The following is a 26369-nucleotide window of genomic DNA, read 5'->3' as shown; positions in this document are numbered from 1 at the left end:
ATTTGGATACTCTGGCGTAATACGTCAGTTTGAAATTGTTAAGCCCCAAATTACTGGTCCCCATGGTTGGGCATTTGCCCATGCTTTCGCATCTTCAATTGTCGGCTGATCGTGGCCGCCGGGCCAACAAAAATAGACAAAGCCATCCGGCGTTTCCGGAATTGGCCTGCTTTCGTCAAGCTGGTCGTCATCGTCATAACGAGAACTCGCATAGCGCGCGGGCTTTGCGTAAATCACGATAGGTTTTGGAACACTGTGATCATAAAACCAGGTGCCAGTCGCGACGATCTCATATTCATCAGACATCGCAAGCTTCCTGCTCTTTAATCGCATAATTCTCGCTGCTTACGGCCGCTTTTTTTAGCGCGTCTTCCGCGCATTCGGGCCTTTCACTAACGTGCCGAATGTAGTCAGGCGGTAAGCGGGATATCAAAGCCTCGGATCGACCGTCTCCTTCTTCAACCCGCGACGCTCGGCTTCGGCCGAAGCCGTCTCGATCATCGGCAGAATATCCTCGATCTTTTCCGCGACGAGATAGCGGATTTCGAAATGCGACTGGATGAAACCCTGTTCGCGCATATGCGCGAAAAGCGCGAGCAGGGGACGCCAAAAGCCGCTTATATCGGCCAGAACCACGGGTTTCGAATGGCGTTCGAGCTGGACCCAGGTCAATTGCTCGACAAGTTCTTCCAATGTGCCGACCCCGCCGGGCAAAGCGACGAAGGCATCGGCGCGCTCGAACATCAGACGCTTGCGCGTATGCATATCCGGCACGACGATCTGTTCGTGATCGGCTTTCAGTGTGTTCTTCTCGTTGACGAGAAAGTCCGGAATGATCCCGGTGACTTTGCCGCCCGCTTCGATGACCGCGCTTGCGATCGTGCCCATCAGCCCTAGATTGCCGCCGCCATAGACGAGCCCGATCCCGGCCTTGCCCAGGATGTGGCCGAGCTTGCGCGCGGCTTCATAGTAATGCGCCGCGCCGCCCGTGGAGGAGCCGCAATAGACGCAGATCGTGCGAATGCGGCGCGGGGAGGCGGCTTCGCTTGGAATGAGGTTCATAAACGGTTCTCGCTTGCGCAATGCACCGTGGTCAAGGTGGTGGAGCGCATGTTTTGGGGCCGCGGCCTCAGAAAACACCGTGTTTGCCTATAAAACGGGTGGCAAGGCCCTCGCCGGCACGATAGATTTTCAGACAAAGAAGGCAGAGGCATGAACCGTTCTAAGACCATCGCTTTGATTCTCGGCCCCTGCCTGGTGATCGCGGCGTTGGCCGTCTATTGGGTGACAACGCGGCTTCCGGCAGCGGACGCGCCGCTCGAGCTTCATGGCAATGTGGCGCCGAAGCCGCAAGCCGCCGCTGCGCCGCCGCCTGCGCATCTCACCGGGACGGAGCCGGAGGCCGCGGCGCCAACGGGTGTACCCGCGCCTTTGGCCGCGATCGAGACGCCGGCTTCTCCCCAAACTGCACCTTCGCCTGCACCCGCGCCCGTTGCGCGGCCCAAATTCGACGTGGTGCGGGTCGAGCCCTCGGGCGATGCGGTCATTGCCGGTCATACTGAGCCGAATAGCCAAGTGGCCGTCATCGCGAATGGCAAAGTCATCGCCGAGGGGAAATCCGATGCTGCGGGGCAGTTTGCTTTCGTGCCGCCGCCCCTGGCTCCGGGCGAGCATGGCCTGTCGCTGCGCGTGACGCCGCCTTCGGGATCGCCCGTCGTCTCGGATCAGAATGTGGCCGTGTCGGTTCCGGTCAAAGGCAAGGGCGAGGTCATGGTCGCCTTGGCGGAGCCGGGCAAGGCGACGGTTCTTTTGGCCGATCCGACCGCCAAAGCGGAATTGCCCCAACCAACGCCTAAAGCCGCACCCCCTTCGCCGGCAAAACCGGGGGACGAGGCAAAGCAAGCGGCGCCGCCGGTCAAACCAGAGGTCGCGATTAAAACCGCCGAGATCGTCGAACCCGGCGGGTTTTTCGCAACGGGCATTGCCGCGCCCGGTGCGCATCTGCGGCTCTATTTGAATGGGAGCGCGCTTGCCGAGGTCGTTGCAGGCCCGGATGGCCGCTGGTCGGTGAAAGTCGGCAAGGGCCTCGTGCCCGGCCATTATGCCGTGCGCGCCGATCAGATCGACCATTCGGGCAGCGTCGTCGCACGCGCCGAAGTGCCTTTCGACTATACGTCATCACCGAGCCCGAAAGAGGCCGTGGCCGCGGTGGCGCCGCCGCCAACACCGGCAATTCCGGCAAAAGAACCCGACATGCAAGCGCCGCGTCTTGCCTCGCAAGAGCATGACACGCCCGCCGCGACGCGTTCGGACGCGGAACATGCGCCAAGCACAGCACCAAGCGCCGATGGTTTCGTGGCATCGACCGGCCAATCGGCAGCGGCGGTCGTTCCGGAGATTCAGACGGCGACGGTGGAGCGGGGTTATAGTCTCTGGCGCATCAGCCGCAAAACGCTTGGCCGGGGCACGCGCTATACGGAGATCTATGCTGCCAATTCGTCGCAGATCCGCGATCCCAAGCTGATCTATCCAGGGCAGGTCTTCGTCATTCCCGGCCAGACCAACTGAAAAGAGCCATCGCGCGGCCAATAGCACGAGGCTTCCAACTTTCGTCTGCGCTTTGCGGCAAGAGCGCTTATATAGAGCTTGAACTTGATCCTTTCGCACACGCTATGTCATTGAAATGCATAGCGTGATGAAAACCTTGGCCGCGCCGGCTTGCCAACGCTCCGGCCCTGCACGACATCGAGATGCTCGCTTCCTTCTTTCGTTTTCCCGCTTTGCATGTGCTCGACGTTCCGCTCGAGGCGAGCTTCGGTTCGGCAATGCGCAAGCTGTCGCCCTATATCTGGCCGTCGGATCGGCCGGACCTGAAGCGGCGCGTCTATTTTTCCATCGCGCTTTTGCTGCTTGCCAAGCTCTTCACGATCGCGGTGCCTTATTCGTTCAAATGGGCGACCGATGCGCTGACGGCGCCCGGGGGCGCAAACACCCATGGGCTTTGGCCCATTCTCGCGGGGCCGCTGGCGCTTGCCTTGGCCTATGGCGTCTTGCGCATCGGCATGGCGCTCTTCACCCAAATTCGCGACGCGATTTTCGCCGATGTCGCGATGCATGCGGTGCGGCGCCTCGCCAAGGATGTGTTCAAGCATCTGCATCTTTTGTCGCTGCGCTTTCATCTCGAACGCAAGACAGGCGGGCTGACCCGTGTGCTCGAACGCGGCCGCAATTCGATCGAGACCATCGTGCGTACGATCATGTTGACCGCCATACCGACGGCGGTCGAATTCGTGCTTGTGCTGTGTGTCTTCTTCTTCCAGTTCGACTGGCGCTATGTCGCCGTCGTTTTGGCGATGATCACGGCCTATATGGGCTTCACGCTCGCCGCCACCAATTGGCGGATCGCGATCCGCCGATCGATGAACGAGAGCGACACCGACGCCAATACGAAGGCGATCGACAGTCTCCTCAATTTCGAGACGGTGAAATATTTCAACGCCGAAGAGCGCGAGTCGGAGCGTTACGACGCGTCGATGGCGGTCTATGAGCGCATGAGCATCAAGACCTATGTGTCGCTTGCGATCCTGAACGCCGGGCAGGCGGTGATCTTCACGCTGGGTCTGATGGCGGTGATGGCGATGAGCGTTGTCGGCGTCCGCAACGGCACCAATACGGTTGGCGATTTCGTGCTGATCAATGCGATGATGATTCAGCTCTATCAGCCGCTGAATTTCATGGGGCTCGTCTATCGCGAGATCCGCCAGGCGACGATCGACATCGAGATGATGTTTCATATCCTGTCGCAAAATCCGGAGATCGAGGATAGACCCGGCGCGAAGCCTTTGAAGGTGTCATCCGGCCATTTGCGCTTCGAGGATGTGGTCTTTCACTACGATCCCGAGCGCGAGATCCTGAAGGGCATTTCCTTTGAAGTGCAGCCCGGTAAGACACTCGCGATCGTCGGTCCTTCCGGCGCGGGCAAGTCGACCATTTCGCGGCTGATTTTCCGCTTCTACGAGCCCTCGTCCGGCCGCATCACGATCGACGGCCAGGACATCGCGGATGTCACGCAAAATTCGCTGCGCGGGCAGATCGGCATGGTGCCGCAGGACACCGTGCTCTTCAACGATACGATTGCCTACAACATCCGCTACGGACGCTGGGATGCCTCCGAGGCCGAGGTGCACGAAGCGGCACGCCTCGCGCAGATCGATCATTTCATCGAAAGCGTGCCGGACGGCTATGGCACGCAAGTCGGCGAGCGCGGCCTCAAGCTCTCGGGTGGCGAGAAGCAGCGTGTCGCGATCGCCCGCACCATTTTGAAGGCGCCGCCGATCCTCGTGCTCGACGAGGCGACGTCGGCGCTCGATTCCTTCACCGAGCGCGAGATCCAGGATGCGCTGGAGCGGGTCTCGAAAGGCCGCACGACGGTCGTCATCGCGCATCGCCTCTCGACCGTGGTCAATGCGGATGAGATTCTGGTTTTGGAGAAGGGCGTGATCGCCGAGCGCGGCACGCATCAAAAGCTTTTGGCGCAGAACGGCATTTATGCCGCCATGTGGAATCGTCAGCATGAGGTCATGGCGGCGGAAGAGGTTCTGCGCCGCGCGGCGGCGGCAGAGGGCGTCAGCCCGCGCAAGGCGATCGAGGCCGAGTCTTTGAATCTTCCGGGCGTGAATGAAAAAGACGATCTCGATCTCGAACGCGATCCCGAGATCGCGTCGGGATGAATGCAGCCGTTCTTCTGCAGTTAGGCATACATCTACTCCTAGCCGAGATCGTTTGCGCTGCATTCATCATCGGCGCAATTGTTATGCCGGCACATGTTAAAATTAAGATCGAATCCATCGATCAGCGCATCCAATGCGCTGTCTGGCAGAGTGGTATTCCAAGGACCGCCGTAAAGATGGACACAAAACTTCGTCGTGTGGCTCTTACCAAAAATATCTTCGTAGTCGACGCGTCCTAAGAAATAAGCTCCGCGGCCTTTTATTATTTCGGCCATCTTTGTTCTATTGAATATGGAGTCAATTATATTGACTTTGCCTTTGGGTGCGAGGAAGCCGCTGCCACCGGGCGCATCTTTGCCGTAGGCAATCGAAATGGTGTTTACTTCTGGGTCTGGGGTCAGATCTACACCACCTGTAAATGTCCATCGAAGCTTATTTGTTTGGGTGGCGCCGCTGTTTTCTAATCCGATCAAAGCGCGCCAAAACTGGAGCTTGTTAGAGGAGTCGCGCACCGGAGTGAGTAGAACAGTGGGGGAAACGAATGCCCGCTGAACCGCAACTAAGCTTTTTTCAGCAATTTTGGAGGCGGTTTTCATTTCAGTTAACTGATCACTCATAACGCCGAGTTGACTATTAAAAATAGTAGCTGCGATGATCCCGCCGACAGCTATTACAGCTGTCAAACTGATCATCCAGATTTCCGAATTGGTCATGCAAAATCTCCGGCTCAAAACAAGTATGTACTCTATAATTTGAGCGATCACGAACTTAAAAGTCTAGGTCGGGCCTGCTGATAAATGCAAATTGAAGGTAGATGAGATTCATGTCGATTTTTGATTCCATTCGCCGCCAGATCACGCCGATTCATCCAGAAGGCTATATTTTCATCGCGGGTTTTGCGGTGGCCGCCGTGGTGCTCGGGTGGATCTGGTCGCCGCTCGGCTGGATCGGCTTGGCGCTGACGCTTTGGTGCGCCTATTTCTTCCGCGATCCGGCGCGGCTCACGCCGCTCGATGATCATCTCATCATTTCGCCGGCCGACGGCGCCGTGTCGGAGGTCGGTTACTTCACGCCGCCGCCCGAACTCGGCCTTGGAACCGATCCGATGCCGCGGATTTCGATCTTCATGTCGGTCTTCGATTGCCATGTGAACCGCGCGCCTGTCGCCGGGCGGATCAGCAAGATCGCCTATAAGCCTGGCCTCTTCGTCAATGCCGATCTCGACAAGGCGAGCGAAGACAATGAGCGCAACAGCCTTATCATCGAAACGCCGGCCGGGCGTTTCGGCGTGGTGCAGATCGCGGGCCTCATCGCGCGGCGAATCGTCTGTTTCGCTCATGTCGGCGACACGCTCGCCGCTGGCGAGCGGTTTGGACTCATAAGGTTTGGCTCGCGCGTCGATGTCTATATGCCGCCCAATGCGCGCCCGCTCGTCGGTGTCGGCGCCAGAGCCGTCGCAGGCGAGACCGTGCTGGCGGATTTGAACGGTGCCGAGCCGCGGCGCGCTTTTAGATTGAGCTGAAGCTTGCTGGTTTTAAGCCCACTGCCTATGTTGCGGCCAGATTGGAGCGCGCCTCGTGAAAGTTGTTTCCCCACGCAGGGATGAGTCTGGCAGGGATGAGCCGGCCGAAGCCGAAGCTAAAGCTTCAGTGGAGCCGGCCGCGCGCAGAGCCAGCGGCTTCGTTCGCTTTCCGGCGCGCGATCGGCACCGTCAGCGCCGGTTTCGCGCCGTACCGATCCGCATCATCCTGCCGAACCTCGTGACGCTGTTGGCACTTTGCATGGGGCTGACGGCGATTCGTTTCGCCATCGAAAATCAGTTCGAGATAGCGGTCATCGCCGTCATCGTCGCGGCCGTGCTCGACGGTCTCGACGGGCGCATCGCGCGGGCCTTGCGCGGCACCTCGCGCTTTGGCGCCGAACTCGATTCCTTGGCGGACTTTGTCGATTTCGGCGTGGCGCCGGGACTTATCCTCTATTTCTGGAGCCTGCACGAGATCAAAAGTCTCGGCTGGTTTGCGGCGCTCGTGTTTGCGATTGCCTGCGCGCTGCGTCTCGCGCGCTTCAATGTCATGATGGACGATCCGGCGAAGCCCGCCTGGCAAGCGCATTTCTTCACCGGAATGCCGGCGCCGGCCGGTGCGATCGTCGGCCTTCTGCCGCTTTATCTCAGCCTTTCGGTACTGCCCTTTCCGCAAGGGCCTTATGTCGTGCCCATCGAGATCGGCTATGTGCTCTTCATCGCCTTTTTGATGGCGAGCCGCATTCCGCATTTTTCCGGCAAAAAGATCGGCCGGATTCCGCGCGAATATGTGATCGTCGTTCTCTTCGGGATAGCCGTCACAATTCTTCTGCTTGCGACCTTTCCGATGGAAATGCTGGTGGCTTTGAGCCTCCTCTATCTCGCGACAATTCCGATCGCCATCCGCCGCTACAAGGCGTTGCAAGCGCGGGACGCGGCACATGATCAGGCCTTGCATCCAGCCGCGCCCGCGCCATAAAAAAGATGATAAGCCGGCGCACCCGGCATCATATATACTTTAAATATCGTCTGGAGCCGGTCCGAGCACGACATCGACTTCGATGTCCTGGCTAAAGGAAAAGTCGTTTAACTTTTCCGGGACTTGCTCTAGGGTCGCCCGCAAATCCCAGTCTCTTGAGTTTTATGAGCGTCAACCCGCCGCTTTGCGGCGGGTTTTAGCCAAACAACGGAGCAGCCTCTACAAGGATACAAATGTCGAAGGAAGAACTGCTTGAATTTCCAGGAGTTGTTGTCGAATTGCTTCCAAACGCGACGTTTCGCGTCCAGCTCGAAAATGAGCATGAGATCATTGCTCATACGGCGGGAAAAATGCGCAAGAATCGCATCCGCGTTTTGACCGGAGATAAGGTTCTGGTTGAAATGACCCCTTATGACCTGACCAAAGGTCGCATTACCTACCGGTTCAAGTGACCATGGTTCTAAAAGCCTGGGCCTCTCGGGGAGGGCGTTGACGTGACGGGCGACCGCATCGCCTCTCGTCCCAAACTCGTATTGGCTTCGGCCTCGCCGCGGCGTTACGCGCTGCTTCAGCAGATCGGGCTCGAACCCGATGCGCTTTTACCCTCCGACATCGACGAAGCTGTCAAAAAAGGCGAATTGCCCCGGACGCTGGCGCAGCGTCTCGCCAATGAGAAAGCGGCCGTCGCCGCGCGGACGGCCAAGACAAGGCCGGAACTCTCGGGCGCCTATGTGCTTGCCGCCGATACCGTGGTTTGCGTCGGCCGCCGTATCTTGCCGAAATGCGAAATCCTGGACGAAGCCGACCAATGTCTGCGGCTTTTGTCCGGCCGCGCGCATCGGGTCTATACCGGCCTTTGCCTTGTCACGCCGAATGGCGCCGAACGGCACAAGCTCGTCGAGACGCGGGTGCGTTTCAAACGCCTGTCGCGGCCCGAAATCGAAGCCTATCTCGCCTCCGGCGAATGGCGCGGCAAGGCCGGCGGCTATGCCATCCAGGGGCTTGCCGGCGCCTTTACCTTGAAGCTGATCGGTTCCTATTCGAGCGTCGTCGGATTGCCGCTTTACGAGACCATGTCGCTCTTGGCTGGAGAGGGATTTCCGACCTTCGTGTCCTGGCACGGAGAACCGGTTCTGGCCGAAGCCCGAACCTCAGCTTGAACATGAATGAGCTCTTAATATTCATGCTTAACAAAGGGTTAAGCCGGTTTCTTGAAGCTCTCTGAACGCGGGTTGAAGCGATGAATGAGAAGGCCCCCGGTTCTGTCGGCGGCGAACCGCCGCGTGAATCCGAGACGTCCAGCGGGGCGGTGGCGAAGCCCCGGCCATGTCCGATTTGCGGCAAGCCTGCGGTTTTGACGACACGTCCCTTCTGTTCGAAACGCTGCGCTGACGTTGATCTGCATCGCTGGCTTGGCGGCACTTATGCCATTCCGGTCGAGAATGATGAAGCGGAAAAAGCCCCCGACGAGGAGTCGTGAAACCCGTGCGTCATCGGCGTTTCACGCGGAGTCCTGCTTTCTTCGTCCCTTGCCTTCGCCTGTCTTAACCCGCCCGCTAGATCGCCCCCATGTTTTTCACGATCTCCAAATTGGCTTGGTTCATTTTCGCGCCGGTCAATTTTCTTGTTCTATTGAGTCTCTTCGGACTCATCATTTGGATTCTGGGGTTCATCCGTCTTGGCCGGATGCTCACCTGCATCGGCGTATTCTTGCTGGTGATTTGCTGCTTCTCGCCTTTAGGCGCGGCTCTGACCCGGCCGCTTGAGGATCGCTTTCCCGTGGCGCCCAAAGATCTGACGCCGCCGTCCGGCATCATCGTGCTGGGCGGCGCTCTCGACGGGGAATTGACGGAAGCGCGCGGGCAGCCATCTCTGATCACAGGCGGGGCGCGGCTCACGGCGGGGGTGGAACTCGCGCGGCGCTATCCGCAGGCGCGGCTCGTCTTCACCGGCGGCTCGGCCAGTCTGACGCGAGAGGTGCAGGGCGAAGCCAAGGGCGTCCATGATCTCTGGCTTGCCCTGGGCGTGCCGGAAAGCCAGATGAGCTTTGAAGAGGCATCCCGCAATACGTGGGAAAATGCGATCTTCACCCGCGATCTCCTCGCGCCGAAGCCGGGCGAACATTGGCTCCTCGTCACCTCGGCCTGGCACATGCCGCGCGCGATGGGCATTTTCCGCCATGTCGGGTTCGACGTGATCGCCTATCCCGTCGACTTTCTGACCTACGGCGATAGCCGTGACTGGAAGCCGACGCCGGTCGTGCTCGATCAATTGACGATGTTGAATTTTGCCATCCACGAATGGATCGGCCTTGTCGCCTATCGCTTGACCGGCAAGACCGACACTCTCTTTCCAGGCCCCTGACATCAGTTTCGACCGGATGATCCGCGGCCGAAGGTGGGGTTTCATTAAAATCTATTTTATGCGGAAATAGACCCGATAAGATAAAGACGGGGCAGGATGGGCATGTCTGGGGACAAAGATTACGCAGACATGCGCAGGCGTATTGGCGCGATTTTTCTGGGGTCCGCGGGCAATCTCGTCGAATGGTATGATTTTTACGCCTATACGGCATTTTCGCTTTATTTCGCCGGATCGTTCTTTCCGGATTCGGATCCCGTTACGCGGCAATTCAAGGCGGCGGTGCTTTTCGCGGCGCCTTTCATCATGCGGCCTTTCGGCGGTTGGCTTTTCGGCTATCTCGCCGATCGCTATGGACGCCGCCTGTCGCTGATGGTCTCTGTCGGGTCCATGTGCTTCGGCTCGCTTTTGATCGCGATATCGCCGACCTATGCAACGATCGGCCTTTATGCGCCCGTGCTGCTCGGTCTTGCGCGGATCATTCAAGGCCTGAGCCTCGGCGGCGAATATGGCACCAGCGCCACTTATCTGAGCGAGGTCGCCGATCCGCCGAACCGCGGCTTCTATTCGAGCTTTCAATATGTGACCTTGATCGGCGGGCAACTCGTCGCCATCGTCGTATTGCTCGTCCTCCAAAATCTCTTTCTCACGCCGGAGCAGCTCAAAGCCTGGGGCTGGCGCATTCCTTTCGCGATCGGCGCCCTTCTTGCCATCTTCGTCGCGATCATGCGCAAAGACCTGCCGGAAACCGAAGCCTTCAAAAAAGAGAAGACGAAGCTGGAGCATGGGGCCTTGCGTGAGCTCGCCCGCTATCCGCGCGAAGTGCTTTTGGTGATCGGATTGACGGCTGGCGGCACGGCGGCTTTCTACACGTTCACGACCTATATGCAGACCTTCGTACATTTGAGCACCGGCATGTCGGAAGAGAAAACCACGCTGATCATTTTCGGAACGCTGGTTTTCGCCTCACTGCTGCAGCCTCTTTACGGCGCGCTCTCGGATCGCATCGGGCGAAAGCCGCTTCTCATTTTCTTTGGCGTTGCCGGAACCCTGCTGACCGTGCCGATTCTTTATGCCTTGCGCGAGACGAAATCCGAACTCGTCGCCTTCCTGCTGATCGCTGCGGCGTGGCTCTTCACGGCGGCCTATACATCGATCAATGCCATCGTGAAGGCGGAACTCTTTCCGACATCGATCAGGGCCACGGGCGTCGCCGTGCCTTATGCGCTGACGGTCTCCATCTTCGGCGGCACCGCGCCGGCGATCGCGCTTTATTTCAAGCAGGCCGGTGTGGAAAGCTGGTTCTTCTATTATCTCGCGGGCATCATCTGCCTGTCGCTTGTCATCTATGCGAGAATGCGCGACACGAAGGCCATCTCGGCCATGGGGCCAAGCTGAATCAAGGTCGTCGCATGGGGCTCAAACTCGTCATCGCCAACAAGGCCTATTCCTCATGGTCGTTCCGGCCCTGGATCTTGCTGCGCCATTTCGAAATTCCTTTCGAGGAAATAGTCATTCCCATGGCACAAGAGGAAACCCGCGCAAATATGCTGCGCTATGCGCCGACCGGCAAATGCCCCTCGCTGCATGATGGCGATATTTCCGTTTGGGAATCGCTTGCGATCATCGAATATGTCGCGGAATCGTTTCCCGCTCTTGCGATCTGGCCGCGTGATCGCGGCGCGCGGGCATATGCCCGGTCGCTCTCGGCCGAAATGCATTCGGGCTTTACCGGATTGCGCTCGCATCTGCCGACGGTGTTTCGCCGCGCCGTCAAGAAACGCGAGCTGACGCCGGAAGCCGAAGCCGATCTTATTCGCGTTGAGGCGGCATGGGCCGATGCCAGAACCCGCTTCGGCGCGGGCGGCGCCTTTCTCTTCGGGAATTTCTCGGCAGCCGATGCCATGTTCGCGCCTGTCGTCGAGCGGTTGCGCGCTTACGATGCGCCGGTAAGCGCCGCGACGCGTTCCTATATGGAGACCGTCATGGCTCTGCCTTCGTGGCAGGAGTGGGTCGCCGGCGCGCAAGCGGAGCCTTGGCGCATCGAGAAATATGACGCTATCTGACTGGGCAGAGTGCCTCTCACAGACGGTTGGGGAATTGGAGGCAGCTTTTGCCGGAGAGATTTGTTCGGATCGGCGGTTTCGCGATTGGCGATTGCGATTTTGCAGGCGCGAGCCGGCATATCCTGGCTTCTATCGATGACGGCTCGAAGATTGCCGTCTTCTTTGCAAATACCCATTTCGTCGTGACCTGTCAGCCCTTGCGCGAGCGTTTGTCGCAAGGCGCATCCGTTCTCATCTTGAATGATGGGATCGGCCTATCCTTGGCGCGGCGGCTTTTGTTCAGAAGCGATTTCACCGAGAACCTGAACGGCACGGATTTCATTCCGCGCCTGCTGCGCGAAAGCACGCGGCCTCTGCGGCTTTATCTTTTGGGTTCGACTGAGGCCTCGGTCGACGGGGCGGCGGCGGCCTTCGCCAAGATGGGGCAGGTCGCAATCGCCGGCACATGCGACGGCTATTCGCTCTGGTCGCGGGAAGAAGACGTGATCGCAAGGATCAATGCTTCGAGCCCAGATATCCTGCTCGTTGCTTTGGGCTGTCCGAAGCAGGAACAATGGATCCTCGATCATTTCGACCGCCTGCAGGTGCCTGCGACTTTCGCGATCGGCGCCTTGTTCGATTTCGTTTCCGGGCAGCAGGCGCGGGCGCCCGACGTCATGCGCAAGGCCGGGCTTGAATGGCTCTACCGGCTGTGGCGTGAGCCCCGAAGGCTCGTCTATCGTTATACGATCGAGATTCTTTTGTTTCTCCGCATCGTTTTTTCAAATGCGTCCGCGACAGCGCGTCCGGCGGTTGCCGATTCAAGAGACTGATGCTGCGAAGCTTAAGCGAACGGCGCCGAAAAGCTTTCATTATCCAAATCCGATTGCCGTTCCGCATCAAAACCGCAATCTGATAGGATGGTTGAGAATTAACCTCGGCTCCAAGGTCTCGGGTCAACGCGTGAAGCAAACCAAGGACGATACGAAGCAGATTTCGCCGCGAGCCAAGCCGCGCACGGAGGTCGAGCTTTTTCTTGAGAAAGCGGCGGGCGTGCCGGTCATCACCGCCGACGCGCGCGGCCGCCTGATCTTCGCGCTCGATGCGACGATGAGCCGGCAGCCGACCTGGGATCTCGCGCAGGCTTTGCAGGGCCGCATGTTCGAGACCGCAGCGGCTTTCGGCGGCCTCGATGTGCAGCTCGTCTATTTCCGCGGCTTTGGCGAGTGCAAAGCCTCGCCCTTCGCGCCGGCAGGCCGCAAGCTCGCCGAATATATGTCGAAGATTGATGTCCGCGCCGGCACGACGCAAATCGGCAAGGTTTTGAAACATGTCGCCACCGAGACGCGGCGGCGCCCGGTGCGGGTTCTCGTCTTCGTCGGCGATGCGATGGAGGAGAGCGCCGATATGATCGCGGGTCTTGCCGGCGAACTGGCGCTTCTGGGCGTCAAGGCTTTCGTCTTTCAGGAAGGCAAGGACGCCGAGGCTGAGCGGAGCTTTCGCGACATCGCCCGCCTGACGGGCGGCGCTTATGCGAGCTTCGATCTGTCGGCGCCGGAACGGCTCGCGGCGCTTCTCGGCGCAGCCGCGGCCTATGCGGCGGGCGGAAAGACGGCGCTCGAAAGGATCGCGCAAAATAGCAAATCCACGCCGGCGCAGATGCTTCTCGCGCAGATGAGCTAAAGCATGATCCCGAAAAGTTGCAGACTTTTCGGACGAGATTATGCGTCACAAACTAAAGCATGATCCCGGAAAGTTGCAGACTTTTCGGACGAGGTCATGCGTCGATATAAACTCAATCATCGCGACTCTCGTTGACGCCATGAGTTCTTAAGGACCCAAAGCGTGCCTTATATTTTGCTGGGTATTTTGGGATTCTGGATCGCGCTCGCCGCGATGAAAGCTTTTGCGCGCGCCAATCCGGCGAGTTTGGCGCGGCTCCTGAAACAGGCGGCCGGTCTGCTGGCGCTCGCTGCTGCCTTTGGCCTGCTGCTGCTCGGGCGCCTTGGCTTTGCCTTTGCGCTCGGTGCCTTCGGGTTCTGGCTGCTCGGCGTCAGCGGCACGCCCATGTCGTGGTTTCGTTCGGTCGGACGCGGGACGGGAAATAAATCCTCGCGTGTGCGCTCGGCAATGGTCGAAATGGAACTCGATCATGAAACCGGAAAAATGCGCGGTCTGATTCTCGCCGGGCCCGATGAAGGAAAATGGCTCGACGATCTGACGCGGCCGCAATGCGAGGCCGTCTATGTCTTGTGTCTGACCGACGACCCCGAAGGCGCGCGCTTACTTGAAGCTTATCTCGACCGCCGATTTCCCGGCTGGCGTGCGGCAGGTGAGGGTGACGGCGACACGGGCCGAAGCGATGGTTCCGGGCAGAGCTCCGGCGCGATGTCCGAAGATCAAGCCTATCAGGTTCTTGGGCTTCAAAAGGGTGCGCCGCGCGAGGCGATCGTCCAGTCGCACCGCGCGCTGATGCAAAAACTCCACCCGGACCATGGGGGATCGACGGACCTGGCGGCTCGTGTCAATGAGGCCAAGGACGTCCTCTTGCGTCGCCATGTTTAAACTCCACTCTACGGACGCTACGTTTCAGGTTGCGAGCAAAGGGCTTTTCCGGGCCATGCTCCAAACTTGGTGAAAGGGACTGTGCCCCTGGTTCAATTCTTGGTGGCGAAGCAGGAGAAACCGGACCGCTTCAAGGCTTTGCAGGCGAGTTCGGCGCTATTTTCCTCAAGCCCCGCGAAACGCGCCCGGTAGAGCGTCTCGGACCCGCGTTGCACCTTTTCAGTGAAGGGCTGTGCGGAACTCAGCGCGCGATGTCCTTGCGATTTGGCACGCGCCAAAAGTTCGTTGGCTTTCGCAACATCGTCCGTGGCGCCGATCTGGATCATCCAGCCGCTGCGTGCGATGGCGGGGCGTGCATTATCCGCTGCCTTTTCCGACGCCGGTGCCGAGACTGCGGGCTCGGCTTTGACCGCTTTTTGCGGCTCCCCGGCGTGATCCTTCATCGCGGCCGGCTGCGGTCCGACGACCCAGCGCATCGCAGATGGCGTCGCCGAAGGAATAGTGCCTGTTGCAAGCAGGGAGGTCGTCGTCGATCCGTCGAGCGCGGCGTGCCGGCCAAGCGCCATGGGTTGCGCATTCTCTGCAACCGGCATCGGCTTCGGTGCACCCGAGACGAAGGCAGGGCGCGGCCGTTCGACCGGCGCTTCGGGCGCGGCGGAGGCGACTTGAACCGGAGCCGGCAATGCCTCGGCCTTGGCCTCGGTCTTGAGAGACTGCGGCTTCAGGGTGGGGCGAAGCGGCGGCTGCGCCTCGGGTATTTGCGCCGCCGGACCTTGCGCGGCCACCGGCTCAGCTTCGCGCTCGCGCCGCTCAAGGCTGGCGGCTGCCGGCGACTCGCTGATCGCGGCGGCCGTACGGACCGTCGCGCCTTCGTTGATTTCGTGTTCGATGAGGCCGGCCATCGTCCGGTCGCGCGAGGCGGCACTTGAACCGCCCATCACCACGGCGACGATATAATGGCCGTTGCGCTTGACGGAGGTCAGAAGGTTGAAGCCGGAAGCGCGAGTGTAACCCGTCTTGATGCCGTCCATGCCTTCGACACGGTCGAGCAGATGATTGTGGTTCGGGCTGACCGTGCCGGCGTAATAGAAAACCCGCGTCGAAAAATAACGATAGTAGCGCGGGAAGCGATCCTGAATGGCGCGGCCGAGAAGAGCCAGGTCATGTGCCGTGGTGACCTGTTCGTCGTTCGGCAGGCCCGAAGCGTTTTCATAATGCGTGCGGCTCATGCCGAGCGCATGCGCCTTGCGGGTCATCATTTCGGCAAAGCTTGCTTCGTCGCCGCCGACGGCTTCGGCAACGGCAACGGCGATATCATTCGCCGAGCGCGTGACGATGGCCTTGATCGCGTCTTCGACTTTGATCGTGTCGCCAGGGTCAAGGCCGAGCTTGGTGGGAGCCTGGGCGGCGGCGTGCCGGGAAATCGGGATCTCGCTGTCGAGCCGGAAGCGGCCTTTGTCCAATTGCTCGAAGAGGAGATAGAGCGTCATCACCTTGGTGATCGAGGCCGGATGGCGCAATTCGTTTTCGTTCATCGCATAGAGGGTGCGGCCCGAATTTCCATCGACCACGATCGCGGCCGCCCTCGGGCCGGATTCGGCCGCGGCGTGACGGTGCGACGGCCTTTGAAAGAAATGCCGCTGCGAAAAATAGACATGCTGAAAATGCCGGACATGATGCCAATGCCGTGCTTGCGCGGCAGGCACATTCCAGACGGATATGAGAAGGGCTGCTCCGGCTAAGGCCAAAAGGGGAGATTTGCGACAAACCGTCACGCAACGCCTGAACATACAAATCTGTCCTTGATCCACGGGGGACATCATGGCCACGCCGAAGCATGGCTTCAGGACAGACGCTAATTCTCTTGGGTTACCTGCCGGTTAAGGGAATAGCGTAGAATCGCGGCAAGCGTCTCGCATTGACACTCTTGTTGCAGTGCAAAAAATTCCTCTTGACGAAATTTGTGCAGCGCACTAAATTCCAGTCATCGGCAGGCCCGCCGATCCGCCGACCTGACATATTCAGGCCCAATCCGACGAGGAACACCATGGCTACCAATTTCGACGAGTTCCAAAAATTCGGCAAAGAGCAACTGGAAGCGGCCACCACCGCTGCTGCGTCCCTTGCCAAGGGTCTGCAGACGATCGCCGCCGAGGCGACCGACTATTCGAAGAAGTCCCTCGAGAGCAACTCTGCCTTTTTCGAGAAGCTCCTCGGCGCCAATTCGCTCGACAGCGCGATTCAGATCCAGTCCGAATTCGCCAAAACCTCTTACGAAGGCTTTGTCGCTCAAGTGACGAAGTTCAGCGAGATCTATTCGAATCTCGCCAAGGAAGCTTTCAAGCCGGTTGAAGGCGTGATCGCTAAGGCCCAATCGGCCGCGAAATAATTTTCCGCAGATTTGCACGCTTCGGCAAGGTCTGTTGCAAGACCTTGCCGCGCTGGCGGTTTTCGCGAAGGCTCGACGGATGTCGGGCCTTTTTTATTGGCTTTTTGCCTTAAACCGCGGCGCACCGCTCGAACCGCTTCGTGCGGAGGGCGTTGGGCGGAAGAATCGGCCGGCCAGGGGCAGTCCCAATAACCATACGTGACCATAAACGAGGCTGCGGAAGGCTTTCCACAGCGATCTGAGGCGCCCGTTAAGCTCTGCGACCAGATGTCTTTTGTGCAAAAAGACCTGTGGTCCATATTAGGAAGTGGAGGTAGTCTGAGAATCCGGTGCAGGATGGGCCAGTTACAAAGAGCTGGCCAAACATTTGCATCGCTCTTGGAAAACAGCGTCGTCATCGCAATCTTAAGGCGACGACAGCGGACGGTAAGGATCAAAGAGACGTGACCGACGGACCATTTTCCCAATTCGACAGTTGGAAAAACGGCTCAGTCCATAGCGCGGGCCAATTTTGCAACCCTTATCCTGAGTCTATGACAGTTTTTCCCTTGAAGGCGGCCGGTGAGCCGGGGGATGGCGGAGGTGACGGCGGTAAAGGAGGCAATGGAACAGCGGTTATTACGCGGACGCGCACCCAGACGCGCAAGCCCGCCATGTACCGGGTTCTTCTCCTCAACGACGATTACACGCCGATGGAATTCGTGGTCACGGTGTTGAAGAAATACTTCAACAAGGGCCCCGAAGACGCGACACGGATCATGCTCCATGTGCACCAGCACGGTGTCGGAGAGTGCGGCGTGTTCACGTATGAAGTGGCGGAGACGAAAGTCACGCAAGTTATGGACTACGCCCGCAAGCATCAGCATCCGCTGCAATGTATCATGGAAAAGAACTGAGAGGTTGGAGCCACAATGCCGTCCTTCTCCCGCAATCTAGAACAGTCGCTCCACCGCGCCCTCGCGATAGCAAACGAGCGGCATCATGAATATGCAACTCTCGAGCATCTGCTGTTGAGCCTTACCGATGACGGCGACGCCGCCGCCGTGCTTCGCGCTTGCTCCGTCGATCTCGATCTCCTGAAGAAGAATTTGCGGGATTATATCGAGCAGGAGCTCGACAATCTCGTCAGCGAAGGCCGTGAAGACGCCAAGCCCACGGCAGGCTTCCAGCGCGTCATTCAGCGCGCGGTCATTCATGTGCAATCGTCCGGACGCGAGGAAGTGACGGGTGCCAACGTGCTCGTCGCGATCTTCGCCGAGCGCGAGAGCCACGCCGCCTATTTCCTGCAAGAGCAGGACATGACCCGCTACGACGCGGTCAATTACATCAGCCATGGCATTGCCAAGCGACCCGGCATGTCGGACCCCTCCAAGGCGCCGCGCGGCGTCGAGGAAGAGGCCGAAGGCCGCGAGCCGAAGGAAGGCAAAGAGGGCGAGAAGAAGAAAGAGGGCGCGCTCGACGCCTATTGCATCAACCTCAACAAGAAGGCCAAGGACGGCAAGATCGATCCGCTGATCGGCCGCGAGGCCGAAGTGCAGCGCACGATCCAGGTGCTCTGCCGCCGCCATAAGAACAACCCGCTGCTCGTTGGTGATCCCGGCGTCGGCAAGACCGCGATCGCCGAAGGTCTTGCCCGCAAGATCATCAAGAACGAAGTGCCGGAAGTTCTGGCCGAGGCTACCGTCTTCGCGCTCGACATGGGCACGCTGCTCGCCGGAACTCGCTATCGCGGCGATTTCGAAGAGCGCCTGAAGCAGGTCATGAAGGAGATCGAGAACCACAAGAAGGCGATCCTCTTCATCGATGAAATACACACCGTGATCGGTGCCGGCGCCACTTCGGGCGGCGCCATGGATGCGTCGAACCTGCTGAAGCCGGCTTTGGCGCAAGGCACGCTGCGCTGCATCGGCTCCACGACCTATAAGGAGTACCGCCAGTACTTCGAAAAGGATCGCGCGCTCGTCCGCCGCTTCCAGAAGATCGACGTCAATGAGCCGTCGATCCCGGATGCGATCGAGATCATGAAGGGCTTGAAGCCCTATTTCGAAGAGTTCCACAAGATCCGCTACACCAATGAAGCGATCAAGGCGGCTGTCGAACTCTCGGCCCGCTACATCCACGACCGCAAGCTGCCGGACAAAGCGATCGACGTGATCGACGAGACCGGCGCGAGTCAGATGCTTCTGCCGGAAAACAAGCGCAAGAAGACGATCGGCATCAAAGAGGTTGAGACCACCATTGCGACCATGGCGCGGATTCCTCCGAAGACCGTGTCGAAGGACGATGCCGAGGTTCTCGAACATCTCGTCACGACCCTGGAGCGTGTGGTCTATGGCCAAAACAGCGCCATCGAGGCTCTGACCTCGGCGATCAAGCTCGCCCGCGCCGGTCTGCGCGATGGCGAGAAGCCGATCGGCAGCTACCTCTTCTCGGGTCCAACCGGCGTCGGCAAGACCGAAGTGGCACGTCAGCTTGCAACGGCGCTCGGTGTTGAGCTCGTGCGCTTCGACATGTCGGAATATATGGAGCGCCACACAGTGTCGCGCCTCCTCGGTGCACCTCCCGGCTATGTCGGTTTCGACCAAGGCGGTCTGTTGACCGATGCGATCGATCAGCATCCGCATTGCGTGCTGTTGCTCGACGAAATCGAGAAGGCGCATCCCGACCTCTACAACATCCTGTTGCAGGTCATGGATCACGGCAAGCTGACGGATCACACCGGCAAGCAGATCGATTTCCGCAATGTCATCATGATCATGACGACCAATGCGGGCGCCTCCGACATGCAGCGTGAGAGCTTCGGCTTCACCCGCGGCAAGCGCGAGGGCGAGGATACGGAAGCGATCAACCGGATGTTCGCGCCGGAATTCCGCAACCGTCTCGATGCCGTCGTTACCTTCGGGCGTCTGCCGTCCGAGGTCATCGCCAAGGTTGTCGACAAGTTCATCATGCAGCTCGACGCGCAATTGGCCGAGCGCAACGTCTCGATCGAACTCACCGACGAAGCCCGCAACTGGCTCATCGAGAATGGTTATGACGAGCACATGGGCGCTCGCCCGATGGCGCGCGTCATCCAGACGACGATCAAGACGCCGCTCGCCGACGAAGTGCTGTTCGGCCGCCTGAAGAATGGCGGCAACGTCAAGGTTGTCGTGACGGCCGATGATGCGGGCAACAAGAAGCTCGGCTTTGTCTTCCCTGAAGGGCCGGTTCTACCGCGTCCGGAAAAGGACATCGTCGAAGCCGGCAAGAAGCGCGTCAAGGCGGAGCCGGAAGTGCGCCGTGCCAAAGCCCGCAAGGGTAAGGCCGACGATGCCGAGGGCGACGACGAGGCGACCGATGGCGATGCGCCGGAGACTGTCGCCGAAACCGACGAGCCTTCGAAATAATCGAACGCGACCTCATCGCTTTCTTAAAATCGAAATGGCCGGGCTTGTCCCGGCCATTTTCTTTCTAAGAGGTTGAGGATTGTTCCGAGGCCGATCGTGCCGTTCAAAGACCGCCATTCATCCAGCGGCGGAGATTTTCAGCGAGACGGATATGCTTTCGTCAAGGACGCATCTCGGATGCGCCGCCGTAGGCGGTGGCGAAGCCATCCTTGACTAAAGCGGTCCGCTCGCCATGCTCGCCGCCAAGAGATGAATGGCGAAATCTGATACGTCGCTGCAGCCGTCATTGGCCACGGACCAACGAACTTCGTCGTGTCAAACGGCACGGGCACCCGGGTCCGAACGGATTACCTCTCCTTCATTCTGACCGCCTTGCCATAAGGGGCGGCCCTTCGAATCAGGAGAAAATCATGTTTTGCCGGGCGACCCGTTTTCAACGCCGCACTCTTTTTGCCGCCGCTGGTTTTACGACAATGGCAGCCATCATGTCGGCTGCCGCTGCCGAAGGTGTGAGCCTCTTCAAGATCGTGACGCCGAAGGACGAAATGTTCGTCGGATTGACCAAGGAGGACATAGCCCGTCTCGGCACCGGCTCAGCCGTCGAGCAATTGTCGAAGAAGATCGCAGCCGATGGGCAAATGACGATCTGGCAATATGGCGTGAAGCACGATGCGGACGGCAAGCTCGTCTTCGGGCCGATCGCCAAGGTTTCGGTTTTCGCGGCGGGCGTCGTGCGCATCGAGCCCTATAAGGCGGCCTACGACGTGCTCGCGCCCGCGCCTTGAGGCAGCCACTCACGAGTCTCAACCCATTTGCTTGATCCCTCACCCTGAGGAGCGCGCCGAGAGGCGTGTGTCTCGAAGGGCGAGGGATCAGCGTTATTTTCTCGACGCCAAACCCTCGATCCTTCGAGACGCGAGCTGCGCTCGCTCCTCAGGATGAGGGTTTGAAGTTGAACAAATTGAGTCCTGACTCTAATTCAGCGCCGCGATGATCTTGTCGCGATTGGCTTCAAGCACTTCGGCTTTTTCCATCTGGCCCGTATGCGGGCGAAGCTCGATGCCGGCAAAGCGCGGCATGACGTGAAAATGCAGGTGGAAGATCACCTGGCCGCCGGCCGGTTCATTATATTGATGCAGCGTGATCCCGTCGGCCTGCATGGCAATCTTCGCGGCCTGCGCGACCTTTTGCACGCGCGGGATGAGCTTTGACAGATCGTCGGGCGGAATGTCGAGCACATTGCGCGCCGGCACTTTCGGGATGACGAGGCAATGGCCCTGTGTGCGGGGCATGATGTCCATGAAGGCGAGCGCGGCGTCGTCCTCGAAGATTTTGTAACAGGGCAATTCCCCGCGCAGAATTTTCGCGAAAATATTGGTGTCGTCATAGGCTGCGGACATGTCCCGCTCCTTGGAAATAGATTGTCGCTCGCCCTTTCATAATTGAAAGTTCCACATCGCGCCATATGAGCCTCGGCGGCCATGACGTGAAGCGGAATGCGAGCACGTTTTGTCGCTTCCGACATCTTCGTCTCGGCGCGCGGTCATGTTCCTGTTTGCTTGGTGTTCTTCCTGCGTCGGAGCTTCGCTGTTAGGCTTTTAGCCAGAGCATGAAGTCAAAGGGCAGTCGTGGAAGCCATGCAAATTTTGAGAAAGTGCTGGAGCGAACAAGCACGCCTGCGGCCTTTTCATTCGTCATTGAACATCACCGAGGATGGGTTGCTGCTCGGTGCGGGAACATGTCTCGCGCCGATGATTCAAGATCATTTTGGTGTTCGTGCTCTCGATCTCGATGGCAGGGAAGAGCATATTGTTGGGCTGCTGTCGCTCGCCTATCAGAAGCCGGTATCGGTCGCGGCGCTCAAATGTATCAAGCGCGCGTCCGCTCAATGGGCGAAAGGCGCGAAGGCGCTCGCACATTTGGAGCTGGCCTATGCAGGTCTACCGAAATTTGAAAGCAAAGACGAAGCCTACCAGCTCTTCTGCGCCGACGGCCTGATTGGAGCAGGGGTCTCGGCGCGCTGGCTTATGCGCTCTGTCGGCCTCGATACGCGCGAACTCGATCTACTGAAATATGCCTATGATCCCGGCCAGCCGCGTGTTCCGGCTGGCAGTGGCATAGAGAGCGGCCGTTGGACATCGGGTGGGAGCAAGACAAATGCCCCTGCAACTCCGGGTCGTTCGGGCGAAGTCATGTCCGATGCTAACCCTGATCCGATATGGCCCGGCCAGCAATATGCGCAGAACTTTAGGCAGTTCCCGTGGGGAAAGCTTCCCGTCGTCGGAGGCCGGGGCGGTGGTGGCGGCGCTGGGCCAGGAAACGGGAGTGGCGATGCCGAAGTCGCGAAAACAATTGAAATACCAGCAGGGCGCTTCGGGGAGGCCGCAGAGCATATGAGGGATGCAATTAAATCAGGAAAGCCGGATGTGTTGACGATTGATCGGGCGGGGACAGAGGCGAACCGGGCAGCTGCCACTGGTGCGATGGATAAGGTCCCAGGAATGCACTTGGACGAGTATCCTCCGGCAATGTTTCTGGAAGGTGGAGCTGGCGCAAGCGTTCGTGCAATAAGTCCTAAAGATAATATGTCGATGGGGGCCCACATAGGCAATTGCTGTCGAGGCTTGCCAAATGGTGCCCGTGTCAAAATCGAGATTGGCAAGTAATCATGGCTACGACTTCATTTTTACTTAACGTCTCACACTCCCAAGTCGCGGTTTTTGACAGCGGACTGCAACAGCCTTTCAACGGCTGGACAGAAAGACATGTGAACCAGGGCTTTGCCTGGAGGCCGGGCAGCGTGTCATTCGCGACGATAGAAGAAGCGGGGCGGCATTCCGTGAGCCTCGACGTCGTGTCTGGTAACGTCGGCGTGTCACCTGAAGCAATACGCGTCATCCAAACGCCGTTTGAAGTTCCGCAAACCGGAGCCATCGAAATTGCGAGCGCTTCCGACAGCGTACCCTTCAGCCTGCCTTCAGGAACTTACGCGCTGCGATTTGAGTATTTTTGTGCGAGCGCTCTTTCTGACCCCGGGATCAGGTTTCTGTTTATGAAAATGGAAAATCCGTCATTCGAAATATTGCGCGCTGATTCTGGGCTGTCGGCGAAGGCGGGGGATTTATTTCTTTCGGCTTCGCCGGCTTAACTCAATCCAGAATTTATTTTGATCGATCGACTAGGGGCTGAGTCAGAGGAGTCCTTGCGATTCGCGAAGGTCAGACCGCTTCCCGGAGTAAGTTCAGAAAGGGCATAGGCGATGACCGAAACAGAACTGACGGAGCTGTTTGCCCGTCTTGGCGCTCCCGATCCGGCACAATGGGCTCATTCGCAGATCAGGGAGGGCATTCCCCAGCTCGCACGCTACCTTTTCCTACGAGAAGCTTGGAAGTGGGTGGTCGATGCGAAGGACGTAAACTGGATTCGGGATGTGGCAGCCGTAAAAGACAATGCGCCGGGAGGAACTATTGGTCCTGCTCTCGAACGCCTGCTGGCGCTGGGCGCAAGCGCGGAAGACTTGACGACGGTTGCAGGGGTTATGCAGTGGGGGCTTTTATCAGCACTTTGCTATTTGCTCGACGATCCGGGAGACGTTGAACCAGAAGTAAGAGATATAGCTTGGCAGCTCTTTCAAATTGACGAAAGAGGTCAGCCGATCGCGCCGATGAATGGGTTGCATGAGTCGGTTCTGGAGACGGAGCTGATCGGTCCCGCAACACGAATCCAAAAATAATGGAAGGTATGGCGGGTGTAGCCACCTTTCGTGCTGGAGCCGAAGAAAGGCAGTGGCCTAGGGGCGCCACCAAAATTGCGCGGCCCGCGCTTCCTTCCGAGATTCCGAAAAGTGGAGGATGGCATGGCACGGGCGGAGGCGGGGGAGATGGTAGTGGTAACCCCTTCTCGCATACCCCCGGCCTTTGACCCGCCTCTTACCCCTTTGATTGAACGCCTTCGAGCATAGTTTCCAAGCGAGGATTTAGTTCATGTCAGAAGAGGATCTTTCACCGCAATCGCGGATGCTCCTTCAAATTCTGCGAAAGTATTTTTCGAAAGTAGAAGGTGAGGGCTTCCGTATCGCGGATTTCACCCATCAGGTTGGAAATGTGATAGGTGCGCTGGTTTATGCGCCTGTGTTCGTACCTGAGTTCCAGGTAGTGGAGGGATTTGTTATCCTCGATGATGACTCTAGGCCCGCAGGCTTTTTGAAAGCGCTTGGCACATCGACTATGAATCCGCATGACCTCGCAGACTCGTTCAACTAGGTGGAAGTGCCATATCTCTTCGCTAACAAAGAGATGTTTTGCGACGATGACAAAGACGAAGACGAGGATGAGGTTCTTGCCGAATTCATCGCCGAGGCTTGGCGAGGCCGCCTTCTCAAACTATTTCCGGAACGAAAATTCATCGTCGAGGTCATTCCTCCCGATCCGACGGGCAGCGTTGTCAGCGTCGGATTTAAGGAGGTGAGGCAATAAAATGCCGTTAAATTAAGATTGGCAAGTAAGGATGGCCGCAATCTCTTTCACACTCGACGTATCACATTCTCAAGTAGCTGTTTTTGATAGTGGAGCGATCAGGCTTCTGTTTATAAAACCAGAAAATCCGGCGTTCAAAATATTGCGTGCCGATTCCGCTCTGTCCGTAGGACCAGACGATTTGCTCCTCTCGGCTTCGCCCGCTTAAACTCGATCTAAGGAGATCTGGTGACCACGGGTTGCGCCATAGGCCACTTTCTGAAGTTTGCCGCGGCGGAATGCAAAGCATTTTTCTCATTTCGACATCCGCAGCTCCTGTCACTGTCGCTTTGACTCTGGGGTGCCGTTCTTCACCGATAGCGGCTTCGTTGCTAAACTTCGGCCTAGTTCATAAAGTCGAAGGACACGCGTGGAGACCATCAAACCCTCACAATGGATCGAACAGGTCCGCCTGCGGCCTTTTCATTCGTCATTGAACATCACCGAGGATGGGTTGCTGCTCGGTGCGGGAACATGTCTCGCGCCGATGATTCAAGATCATTTTGGTGTTCGTGCTCTCGATCTCGATGGCAGGGAAGAGCATATTGTTGGGCTGCTGTCGCTCGCCTATCAGAAGCCGGTATCGGTCGCGGCGCTCAAATGTATCAAGCGCGCGTCCGCTCAATGGGCGAAGGGCGCGAAGGCGCTCGCACATTTGGAGCTGGCCTATGCAGGTCTACCGAAATTTGAAAGCAAAGACGAAGCCTACCAGCTCTTCTGCGCCGACAGCTTAATCGCAGACGGAGTTTCACCGCATTGGCTCATGCGTTCTGTCTGCCTTGATACGCGTGAACTCGATCTTTTGAAATATGGCTATGATCCCGGTCAGCCGCGCGTGCCGGCGGGCAGTGGCATAGAGAGCGGTCGTTGGACCTCGGGTGGATCAGGTGGAAGCACGGCGGGCACCCCTTCTAAACCTGTTAGCCATGGCGAGGTCATGTCCGATGCGAATCCTGATCCGGTGCGGCCTGGGCAGCAATATGCGCAATCAGTGGTTCGGAAAGACCTTCCGAGTGGAACGCCGGTCGAGCCTTATAAAGAGTTGACGAGATCATTTAATGAATTACCGCCGGGCTCGAAGCAGGTGCTTCAATATCGTTTCTTCGTCCAAGATGATGAGACGGGCCTGTGGCATATTGGAATGGAGCTGCCACCAAACAGCGAAGCAAGACTCACATTACAACGGCGAGGCCAAGGAGCAGATATAGATAAGAGCGGTTTCGCCATCAGCCCACCTGGAAGTCCACCTTTACCAGAAGAGGGTTCAGGCAAGAACCCGATTTCGGGTGTTAGATTTGGTCTTACAAACAATGTCACTGGTGGACCCTATTTCCGCGCCTATAATGACCAAGGACAACCTATTTCACCGGTGACAGGCCGTACAGTTGAGGACAAATCACCCTTGGCTCACTACCCGACGGATCCCCGTAGATTTCAAGGCCCATTCTGATGTCCGATAAAATCGAATTCGAGCACCATCACGAACTCGTCGCTTTTGAAGTCCGTTTGCAGCATATTCTACTGCAGTTTGGACCCGTTGCCGTCGGCATGAGCCAGATCGAGATTATTTTGCCAGACGGTTCAGTTGAATTGATTGAAAGCGTCTGGCATCGCTCGGGTAATCTCAATGCGCTTTGGCCTTTGATCGGAAAGCGCATGGAGAGATGGATCATGGATGATGACTCTTTCCGGCTGATTTTTGAAGACGGGACTGTGCTCAGGCGAAAATATGAACTCGCCAATTCGCTTGTTGAAGTTTGGGGGCCTGATCGAGACAATTTCACGCCCTATCCGCAGGCTCTGGTAGAACCCAGCCCGGAAGCGAGGGAAATGATGGAAGCGTTAAAGAGAAAATTCGGCCTGTGACTTAGGATC

General features: G+C 58.3%; 29 protein-coding genes. 24 read left to right on the top strand and 5 right to left on the bottom strand.

All coding sequences use genetic code 11. The features are described from left to right. Window positions 1-24 precede the first annotated feature (24 nt). Entirely contained in the window at window positions 25-306 is a 282-nt protein-coding gene (locus tag A3OQ_RS24530; protein ID WP_152428510.1) for a hypothetical protein, read from the bottom strand. Between the two features lie 123 nt (window positions 307-429). Continuing rightward, on the bottom strand, window positions 430-1062 hold the full coding sequence (locus tag A3OQ_RS22910) for an LOG family protein (protein ID WP_020176737.1): 633 nt from the start codon (window positions 1060-1062) through the stop codon (window positions 430-432). Window positions 1063-1212: 150 nt separating this feature from the next. On the opposite strand from A3OQ_RS22910, the gene A3OQ_RS22905 reads away from it, so the two are divergent. Further along, complete coding sequence (locus A3OQ_RS22905; protein WP_020176736.1) at window positions 1213-2568, top strand: LysM peptidoglycan-binding domain-containing protein; 1356 nt, start codon at window positions 1213-1215, stop codon at window positions 2566-2568. Between the two features lie 182 nt (window positions 2569-2750). Continuing rightward, window positions 2751-4730 (top strand): ABCB family ABC transporter ATP-binding protein/permease, encoded by a 1980-nt coding sequence (locus tag A3OQ_RS0117535; RefSeq protein ID WP_020176735.1) that lies wholly within the window; start codon window positions 2751-2753, stop codon window positions 4728-4730. 38 nt (window positions 4731-4768) lie between these two features. Here A3OQ_RS0117535 and A3OQ_RS0117530 read toward each other — a convergent pair whose 3' ends face one another. Further along, complete coding sequence (locus A3OQ_RS0117530; protein ID WP_020176734.1) at window positions 4769-5443, bottom strand: hypothetical protein; 675 nt, start codon at window positions 5441-5443, stop codon at window positions 4769-4771. A 110-nt stretch (window positions 5444-5553) separates the two neighbouring features. Here A3OQ_RS0117530 and A3OQ_RS0117525 point away from each other — a divergent pair, with 110 nt between their 5' ends. From A3OQ_RS0117525 to A3OQ_RS0117475, 11 genes are all read left to right on the top strand, one after another. Continuing rightward, window positions 5554-6252, top strand: a complete 699-nt coding sequence (locus A3OQ_RS0117525; protein ID WP_026595969.1) for a phosphatidylserine decarboxylase — start codon at window positions 5554-5556, stop codon at window positions 6250-6252. Between the two features lie 127 nt (window positions 6253-6379). Next, window positions 6380-7231, top strand: a complete 852-nt coding sequence (locus A3OQ_RS0117520) for a CDP-alcohol phosphatidyltransferase family protein (RefSeq protein WP_020176732.1) — start codon at window positions 6380-6382, stop codon at window positions 7229-7231. Between the two features lie 233 nt (window positions 7232-7464). Further along, complete coding sequence (gene infA / locus A3OQ_RS0117515; RefSeq protein WP_012589799.1) at window positions 7465-7683, top strand: translation initiation factor IF-1; 219 nt, start codon at window positions 7465-7467, stop codon at window positions 7681-7683. Window positions 7684-7725: 42 nt separating this feature from the next. After that, window positions 7726-8391, top strand: a complete 666-nt coding sequence (locus tag A3OQ_RS0117510; protein ID WP_083931619.1) for a Maf-like protein — start codon at window positions 7726-7728, stop codon at window positions 8389-8391. Window positions 8392-8471: 80 nt separating this feature from the next. Continuing rightward, a complete protein-coding gene (gene yacG / locus A3OQ_RS22900; RefSeq protein ID WP_020176729.1) occupies window positions 8472-8711 on the top strand; it encodes a DNA gyrase inhibitor YacG in 240 nt (79 codons plus the stop codon). Window positions 8712-8800: 89 nt separating this feature from the next. Next, a complete protein-coding gene (locus A3OQ_RS0117500) occupies window positions 8801-9595 on the top strand; it encodes a YdcF family protein (RefSeq protein WP_020176728.1) in 795 nt (264 codons plus the stop codon). 96 nt (window positions 9596-9691) lie between these two features. After that, window positions 9692-10990, top strand: coding sequence for an MFS transporter (locus A3OQ_RS0117495; RefSeq protein ID WP_020176727.1), 1299 nt, complete (start codon window positions 9692-9694; stop codon window positions 10988-10990). 14 nt (window positions 10991-11004) lie between these two features. Continuing rightward, complete coding sequence (locus A3OQ_RS0117490; protein WP_020176726.1) at window positions 11005-11658, top strand: glutathione S-transferase family protein; 654 nt, start codon at window positions 11005-11007, stop codon at window positions 11656-11658. 47 nt (window positions 11659-11705) lie between these two features. Further along, a complete protein-coding gene (locus A3OQ_RS0117485; protein WP_026595967.1) occupies window positions 11706-12470 on the top strand; it encodes a WecB/TagA/CpsF family glycosyltransferase in 765 nt (254 codons plus the stop codon). A 130-nt stretch (window positions 12471-12600) separates the two neighbouring features. Continuing rightward, window positions 12601-13320, top strand: coding sequence for a hypothetical protein (locus tag A3OQ_RS0117480; RefSeq protein ID WP_040581357.1), 720 nt, complete (start codon window positions 12601-12603; stop codon window positions 13318-13320). 162 nt (window positions 13321-13482) lie between these two features. Beyond that, entirely contained in the window at window positions 13483-14202 is a 720-nt protein-coding gene (locus A3OQ_RS0117475; protein WP_020176723.1) for a J domain-containing protein, read from the top strand. Between the two features lie 92 nt (window positions 14203-14294). Here the strand turns inward: A3OQ_RS0117475 and A3OQ_RS0117470 are convergent, their stop codons facing one another. Further along, window positions 14295-15992 (bottom strand): serine hydrolase, encoded by a 1698-nt coding sequence (locus A3OQ_RS0117470; RefSeq protein ID WP_051116052.1) that lies wholly within the window; start codon window positions 15990-15992, stop codon window positions 14295-14297. A gap of 257 nt (window positions 15993-16249) precedes the next feature. Between A3OQ_RS0117470 and A3OQ_RS0117465 the strand changes: the two genes are divergently transcribed. The 4 genes from A3OQ_RS0117465 to A3OQ_RS22895 all read left to right on the top strand — a co-directional run bounded on the left by A3OQ_RS0117465 (window position 16250) and on the right by A3OQ_RS22895 (window position 20765). Continuing rightward, window positions 16250-16591 carry a phasin family protein gene (locus A3OQ_RS0117465; protein ID WP_020176721.1) on the top strand — a complete coding sequence of 114 codons (342 nt, stop codon included), beginning with the start codon at window positions 16250-16252 and terminating at the stop codon, window positions 16589-16591. 533 nt (window positions 16592-17124) lie between these two features. Further along, window positions 17125-17487 (top strand): ATP-dependent Clp protease adapter ClpS, encoded by a 363-nt coding sequence (gene clpS, locus A3OQ_RS0117455; RefSeq protein ID WP_020176719.1) that lies wholly within the window; start codon window positions 17125-17127, stop codon window positions 17485-17487. A 15-nt stretch (window positions 17488-17502) separates the two neighbouring features. Further along, the gene (clpA, locus tag A3OQ_RS0117450; RefSeq protein ID WP_020176718.1) at window positions 17503-19980 is read left to right on the top strand and encodes an ATP-dependent Clp protease ATP-binding subunit ClpA; all 2478 of its coding nucleotides are present in this window, start codon (window positions 17503-17505) and stop codon (window positions 19978-19980) included. A 485-nt stretch (window positions 19981-20465) separates the two neighbouring features. Continuing rightward, window positions 20466-20765, top strand: coding sequence for a hypothetical protein (locus A3OQ_RS22895; protein ID WP_152428509.1), 300 nt, complete (start codon window positions 20466-20468; stop codon window positions 20763-20765). Window positions 20766-20954: 189 nt separating this feature from the next. Here A3OQ_RS22895 and A3OQ_RS0117440 read toward each other — a convergent pair whose 3' ends face one another. Next, window positions 20955-21380 carry an HIT family protein gene (locus A3OQ_RS0117440; RefSeq protein ID WP_020176716.1) on the bottom strand — a complete coding sequence of 142 codons (426 nt, stop codon included), beginning with the start codon at window positions 21378-21380 and terminating at the stop codon, window positions 20955-20957. A gap of 237 nt (window positions 21381-21617) precedes the next feature. On the opposite strand from A3OQ_RS0117440, the gene A3OQ_RS23750 reads away from it, so the two are divergent. From A3OQ_RS23750 to A3OQ_RS0117405, 7 genes are all read left to right on the top strand, one after another. After that, entirely contained in the window at window positions 21618-22646 is a 1029-nt protein-coding gene (locus A3OQ_RS23750; RefSeq protein WP_020176715.1) for a NucA/NucB deoxyribonuclease domain-containing protein, read from the top strand. Between the two features lie 2 nt (window positions 22647-22648). Continuing rightward, window positions 22649-23128, top strand: coding sequence for a competence protein ComJ (gene comJ, locus A3OQ_RS22885; RefSeq protein ID WP_020176714.1), 480 nt, complete (start codon window positions 22649-22651; stop codon window positions 23126-23128). Window positions 23129-23239: 111 nt separating this feature from the next. Next, window positions 23240-23713 (top strand): hypothetical protein, encoded by a 474-nt coding sequence (locus A3OQ_RS0117425; protein ID WP_020176713.1) that lies wholly within the window; start codon window positions 23240-23242, stop codon window positions 23711-23713. A gap of 250 nt (window positions 23714-23963) precedes the next feature. Next, window positions 23964-24242: a hypothetical protein gene (locus A3OQ_RS0117420; RefSeq protein ID WP_026595965.1), complete on the top strand. Its 279-nt coding sequence runs from the start codon at window positions 23964-23966 to the stop codon at window positions 24240-24242. A 33-nt stretch (window positions 24243-24275) separates the two neighbouring features. Continuing rightward, window positions 24276-24455 carry a hypothetical protein gene (locus tag A3OQ_RS24730; RefSeq protein ID WP_161607353.1) on the top strand — a complete coding sequence of 60 codons (180 nt, stop codon included), beginning with the start codon at window positions 24276-24278 and terminating at the stop codon, window positions 24453-24455. 409 nt (window positions 24456-24864) lie between these two features. Further along, a complete protein-coding gene (locus A3OQ_RS0117410) occupies window positions 24865-25944 on the top strand; it encodes a hypothetical protein (RefSeq protein WP_020176710.1) in 1080 nt (359 codons plus the stop codon). Then, on the top strand, window positions 25944-26360 hold the full coding sequence (locus A3OQ_RS0117405) for a hypothetical protein (RefSeq protein WP_020176709.1): 417 nt from the start codon (window positions 25944-25946) through the stop codon (window positions 26358-26360). The genes A3OQ_RS0117410 and A3OQ_RS0117405 overlap by 1 nt, the downstream gene beginning before the upstream one ends. Window positions 26361-26369: the final 9 nt, after the last annotated feature.

This window comes from Methyloferula stellata AR4 (genome assembly GCF_000385335.1).
Classification (GTDB): Bacteria; Pseudomonadota; Alphaproteobacteria; order Rhizobiales; family Beijerinckiaceae; genus Methyloferula; species Methyloferula stellata.
This window is presented reverse-complemented; position numbering and strand designations above follow the sequence as displayed.

Excerpts from the sequence above, each read along its gene's own strand:
- comJ (WP_020176714.1), top strand. The coding sequence starts at position 22,649 with ATGGCTACGACTTCATTTTTACTTAACGTCTCACACTCCCAAGTCGCG.
- clpA (WP_020176718.1), top strand. The coding sequence starts at position 17,503 with ATGCCGTCCTTCTCCCGCAATCTAGAACAGTCGCTCCACCGCGCCCTC.
- A3OQ_RS22895 (WP_152428509.1), top strand. The coding sequence starts at position 20,466 with ATGTCGGCTGCCGCTGCCGAAGGTGTGAGCCTCTTCAAGATCGTGACG.
- A3OQ_RS0117500 (WP_020176728.1), top strand. The coding sequence starts at position 8,801 with ATGTTTTTCACGATCTCCAAATTGGCTTGGTTCATTTTCGCGCCGGTC.
- A3OQ_RS0117530 (WP_020176734.1), bottom strand. The coding sequence starts at position 5,443 with ATGACCAATTCGGAAATCTGGATGATCAGTTTGACAGCTGTAATAGCT.
- A3OQ_RS0117465 (WP_020176721.1), top strand. The coding sequence starts at position 16,250 with ATGGCTACCAATTTCGACGAGTTCCAAAAATTCGGCAAAGAGCAACTG.
- yacG (WP_020176729.1), top strand. The coding sequence starts at position 8,472 with ATGAATGAGAAGGCCCCCGGTTCTGTCGGCGGCGAACCGCCGCGTGAA.
- infA (WP_012589799.1), top strand. The coding sequence starts at position 7,465 with ATGTCGAAGGAAGAACTGCTTGAATTTCCAGGAGTTGTTGTCGAATTG.
- A3OQ_RS0117495 (WP_020176727.1), top strand. The coding sequence starts at position 9,692 with ATGGGCATGTCTGGGGACAAAGATTACGCAGACATGCGCAGGCGTATT.
- A3OQ_RS0117490 (WP_020176726.1), top strand. The coding sequence starts at position 11,005 with ATGGGGCTCAAACTCGTCATCGCCAACAAGGCCTATTCCTCATGGTCG.
- A3OQ_RS24530 (WP_152428510.1), bottom strand. The coding sequence starts at position 306 with ATGTCTGATGAATATGAGATCGTCGCGACTGGCACCTGGTTTTATGAT.
- A3OQ_RS0117525 (WP_026595969.1), top strand. The coding sequence starts at position 5,554 with ATGTCGATTTTTGATTCCATTCGCCGCCAGATCACGCCGATTCATCCA.
- clpS (WP_020176719.1), top strand. The coding sequence starts at position 17,125 with ATGACAGTTTTTCCCTTGAAGGCGGCCGGTGAGCCGGGGGATGGCGGA.
- A3OQ_RS22905 (WP_020176736.1), top strand. The coding sequence starts at position 1,213 with ATGAACCGTTCTAAGACCATCGCTTTGATTCTCGGCCCCTGCCTGGTG.
- A3OQ_RS24730 (WP_161607353.1), top strand. The coding sequence starts at position 24,276 with ATGTTTTGCGACGATGACAAAGACGAAGACGAGGATGAGGTTCTTGCC.
- A3OQ_RS0117535 (WP_020176735.1), top strand. The coding sequence starts at position 2,751 with ATGCTCGCTTCCTTCTTTCGTTTTCCCGCTTTGCATGTGCTCGACGTT.
- A3OQ_RS0117470 (WP_051116052.1), bottom strand. The coding sequence starts at position 15,992 with ATGTTCAGGCGTTGCGTGACGGTTTGTCGCAAATCTCCCCTTTTGGCC.
- A3OQ_RS0117420 (WP_026595965.1), top strand. The coding sequence starts at position 23,964 with ATGTCAGAAGAGGATCTTTCACCGCAATCGCGGATGCTCCTTCAAATT.
- A3OQ_RS22910 (WP_020176737.1), bottom strand. The coding sequence starts at position 1,062 with ATGAACCTCATTCCAAGCGAAGCCGCCTCCCCGCGCCGCATTCGCACG.
- A3OQ_RS0117425 (WP_020176713.1), top strand. The coding sequence starts at position 23,240 with ATGACCGAAACAGAACTGACGGAGCTGTTTGCCCGTCTTGGCGCTCCC.
- A3OQ_RS0117440 (WP_020176716.1), bottom strand. The coding sequence starts at position 21,380 with ATGTCCGCAGCCTATGACGACACCAATATTTTCGCGAAAATTCTGCGC.
- A3OQ_RS23750 (WP_020176715.1), top strand. The coding sequence starts at position 21,618 with ATGCAAATTTTGAGAAAGTGCTGGAGCGAACAAGCACGCCTGCGGCCT.
- A3OQ_RS0117405 (WP_020176709.1), top strand. The coding sequence starts at position 25,944 with ATGTCCGATAAAATCGAATTCGAGCACCATCACGAACTCGTCGCTTTT.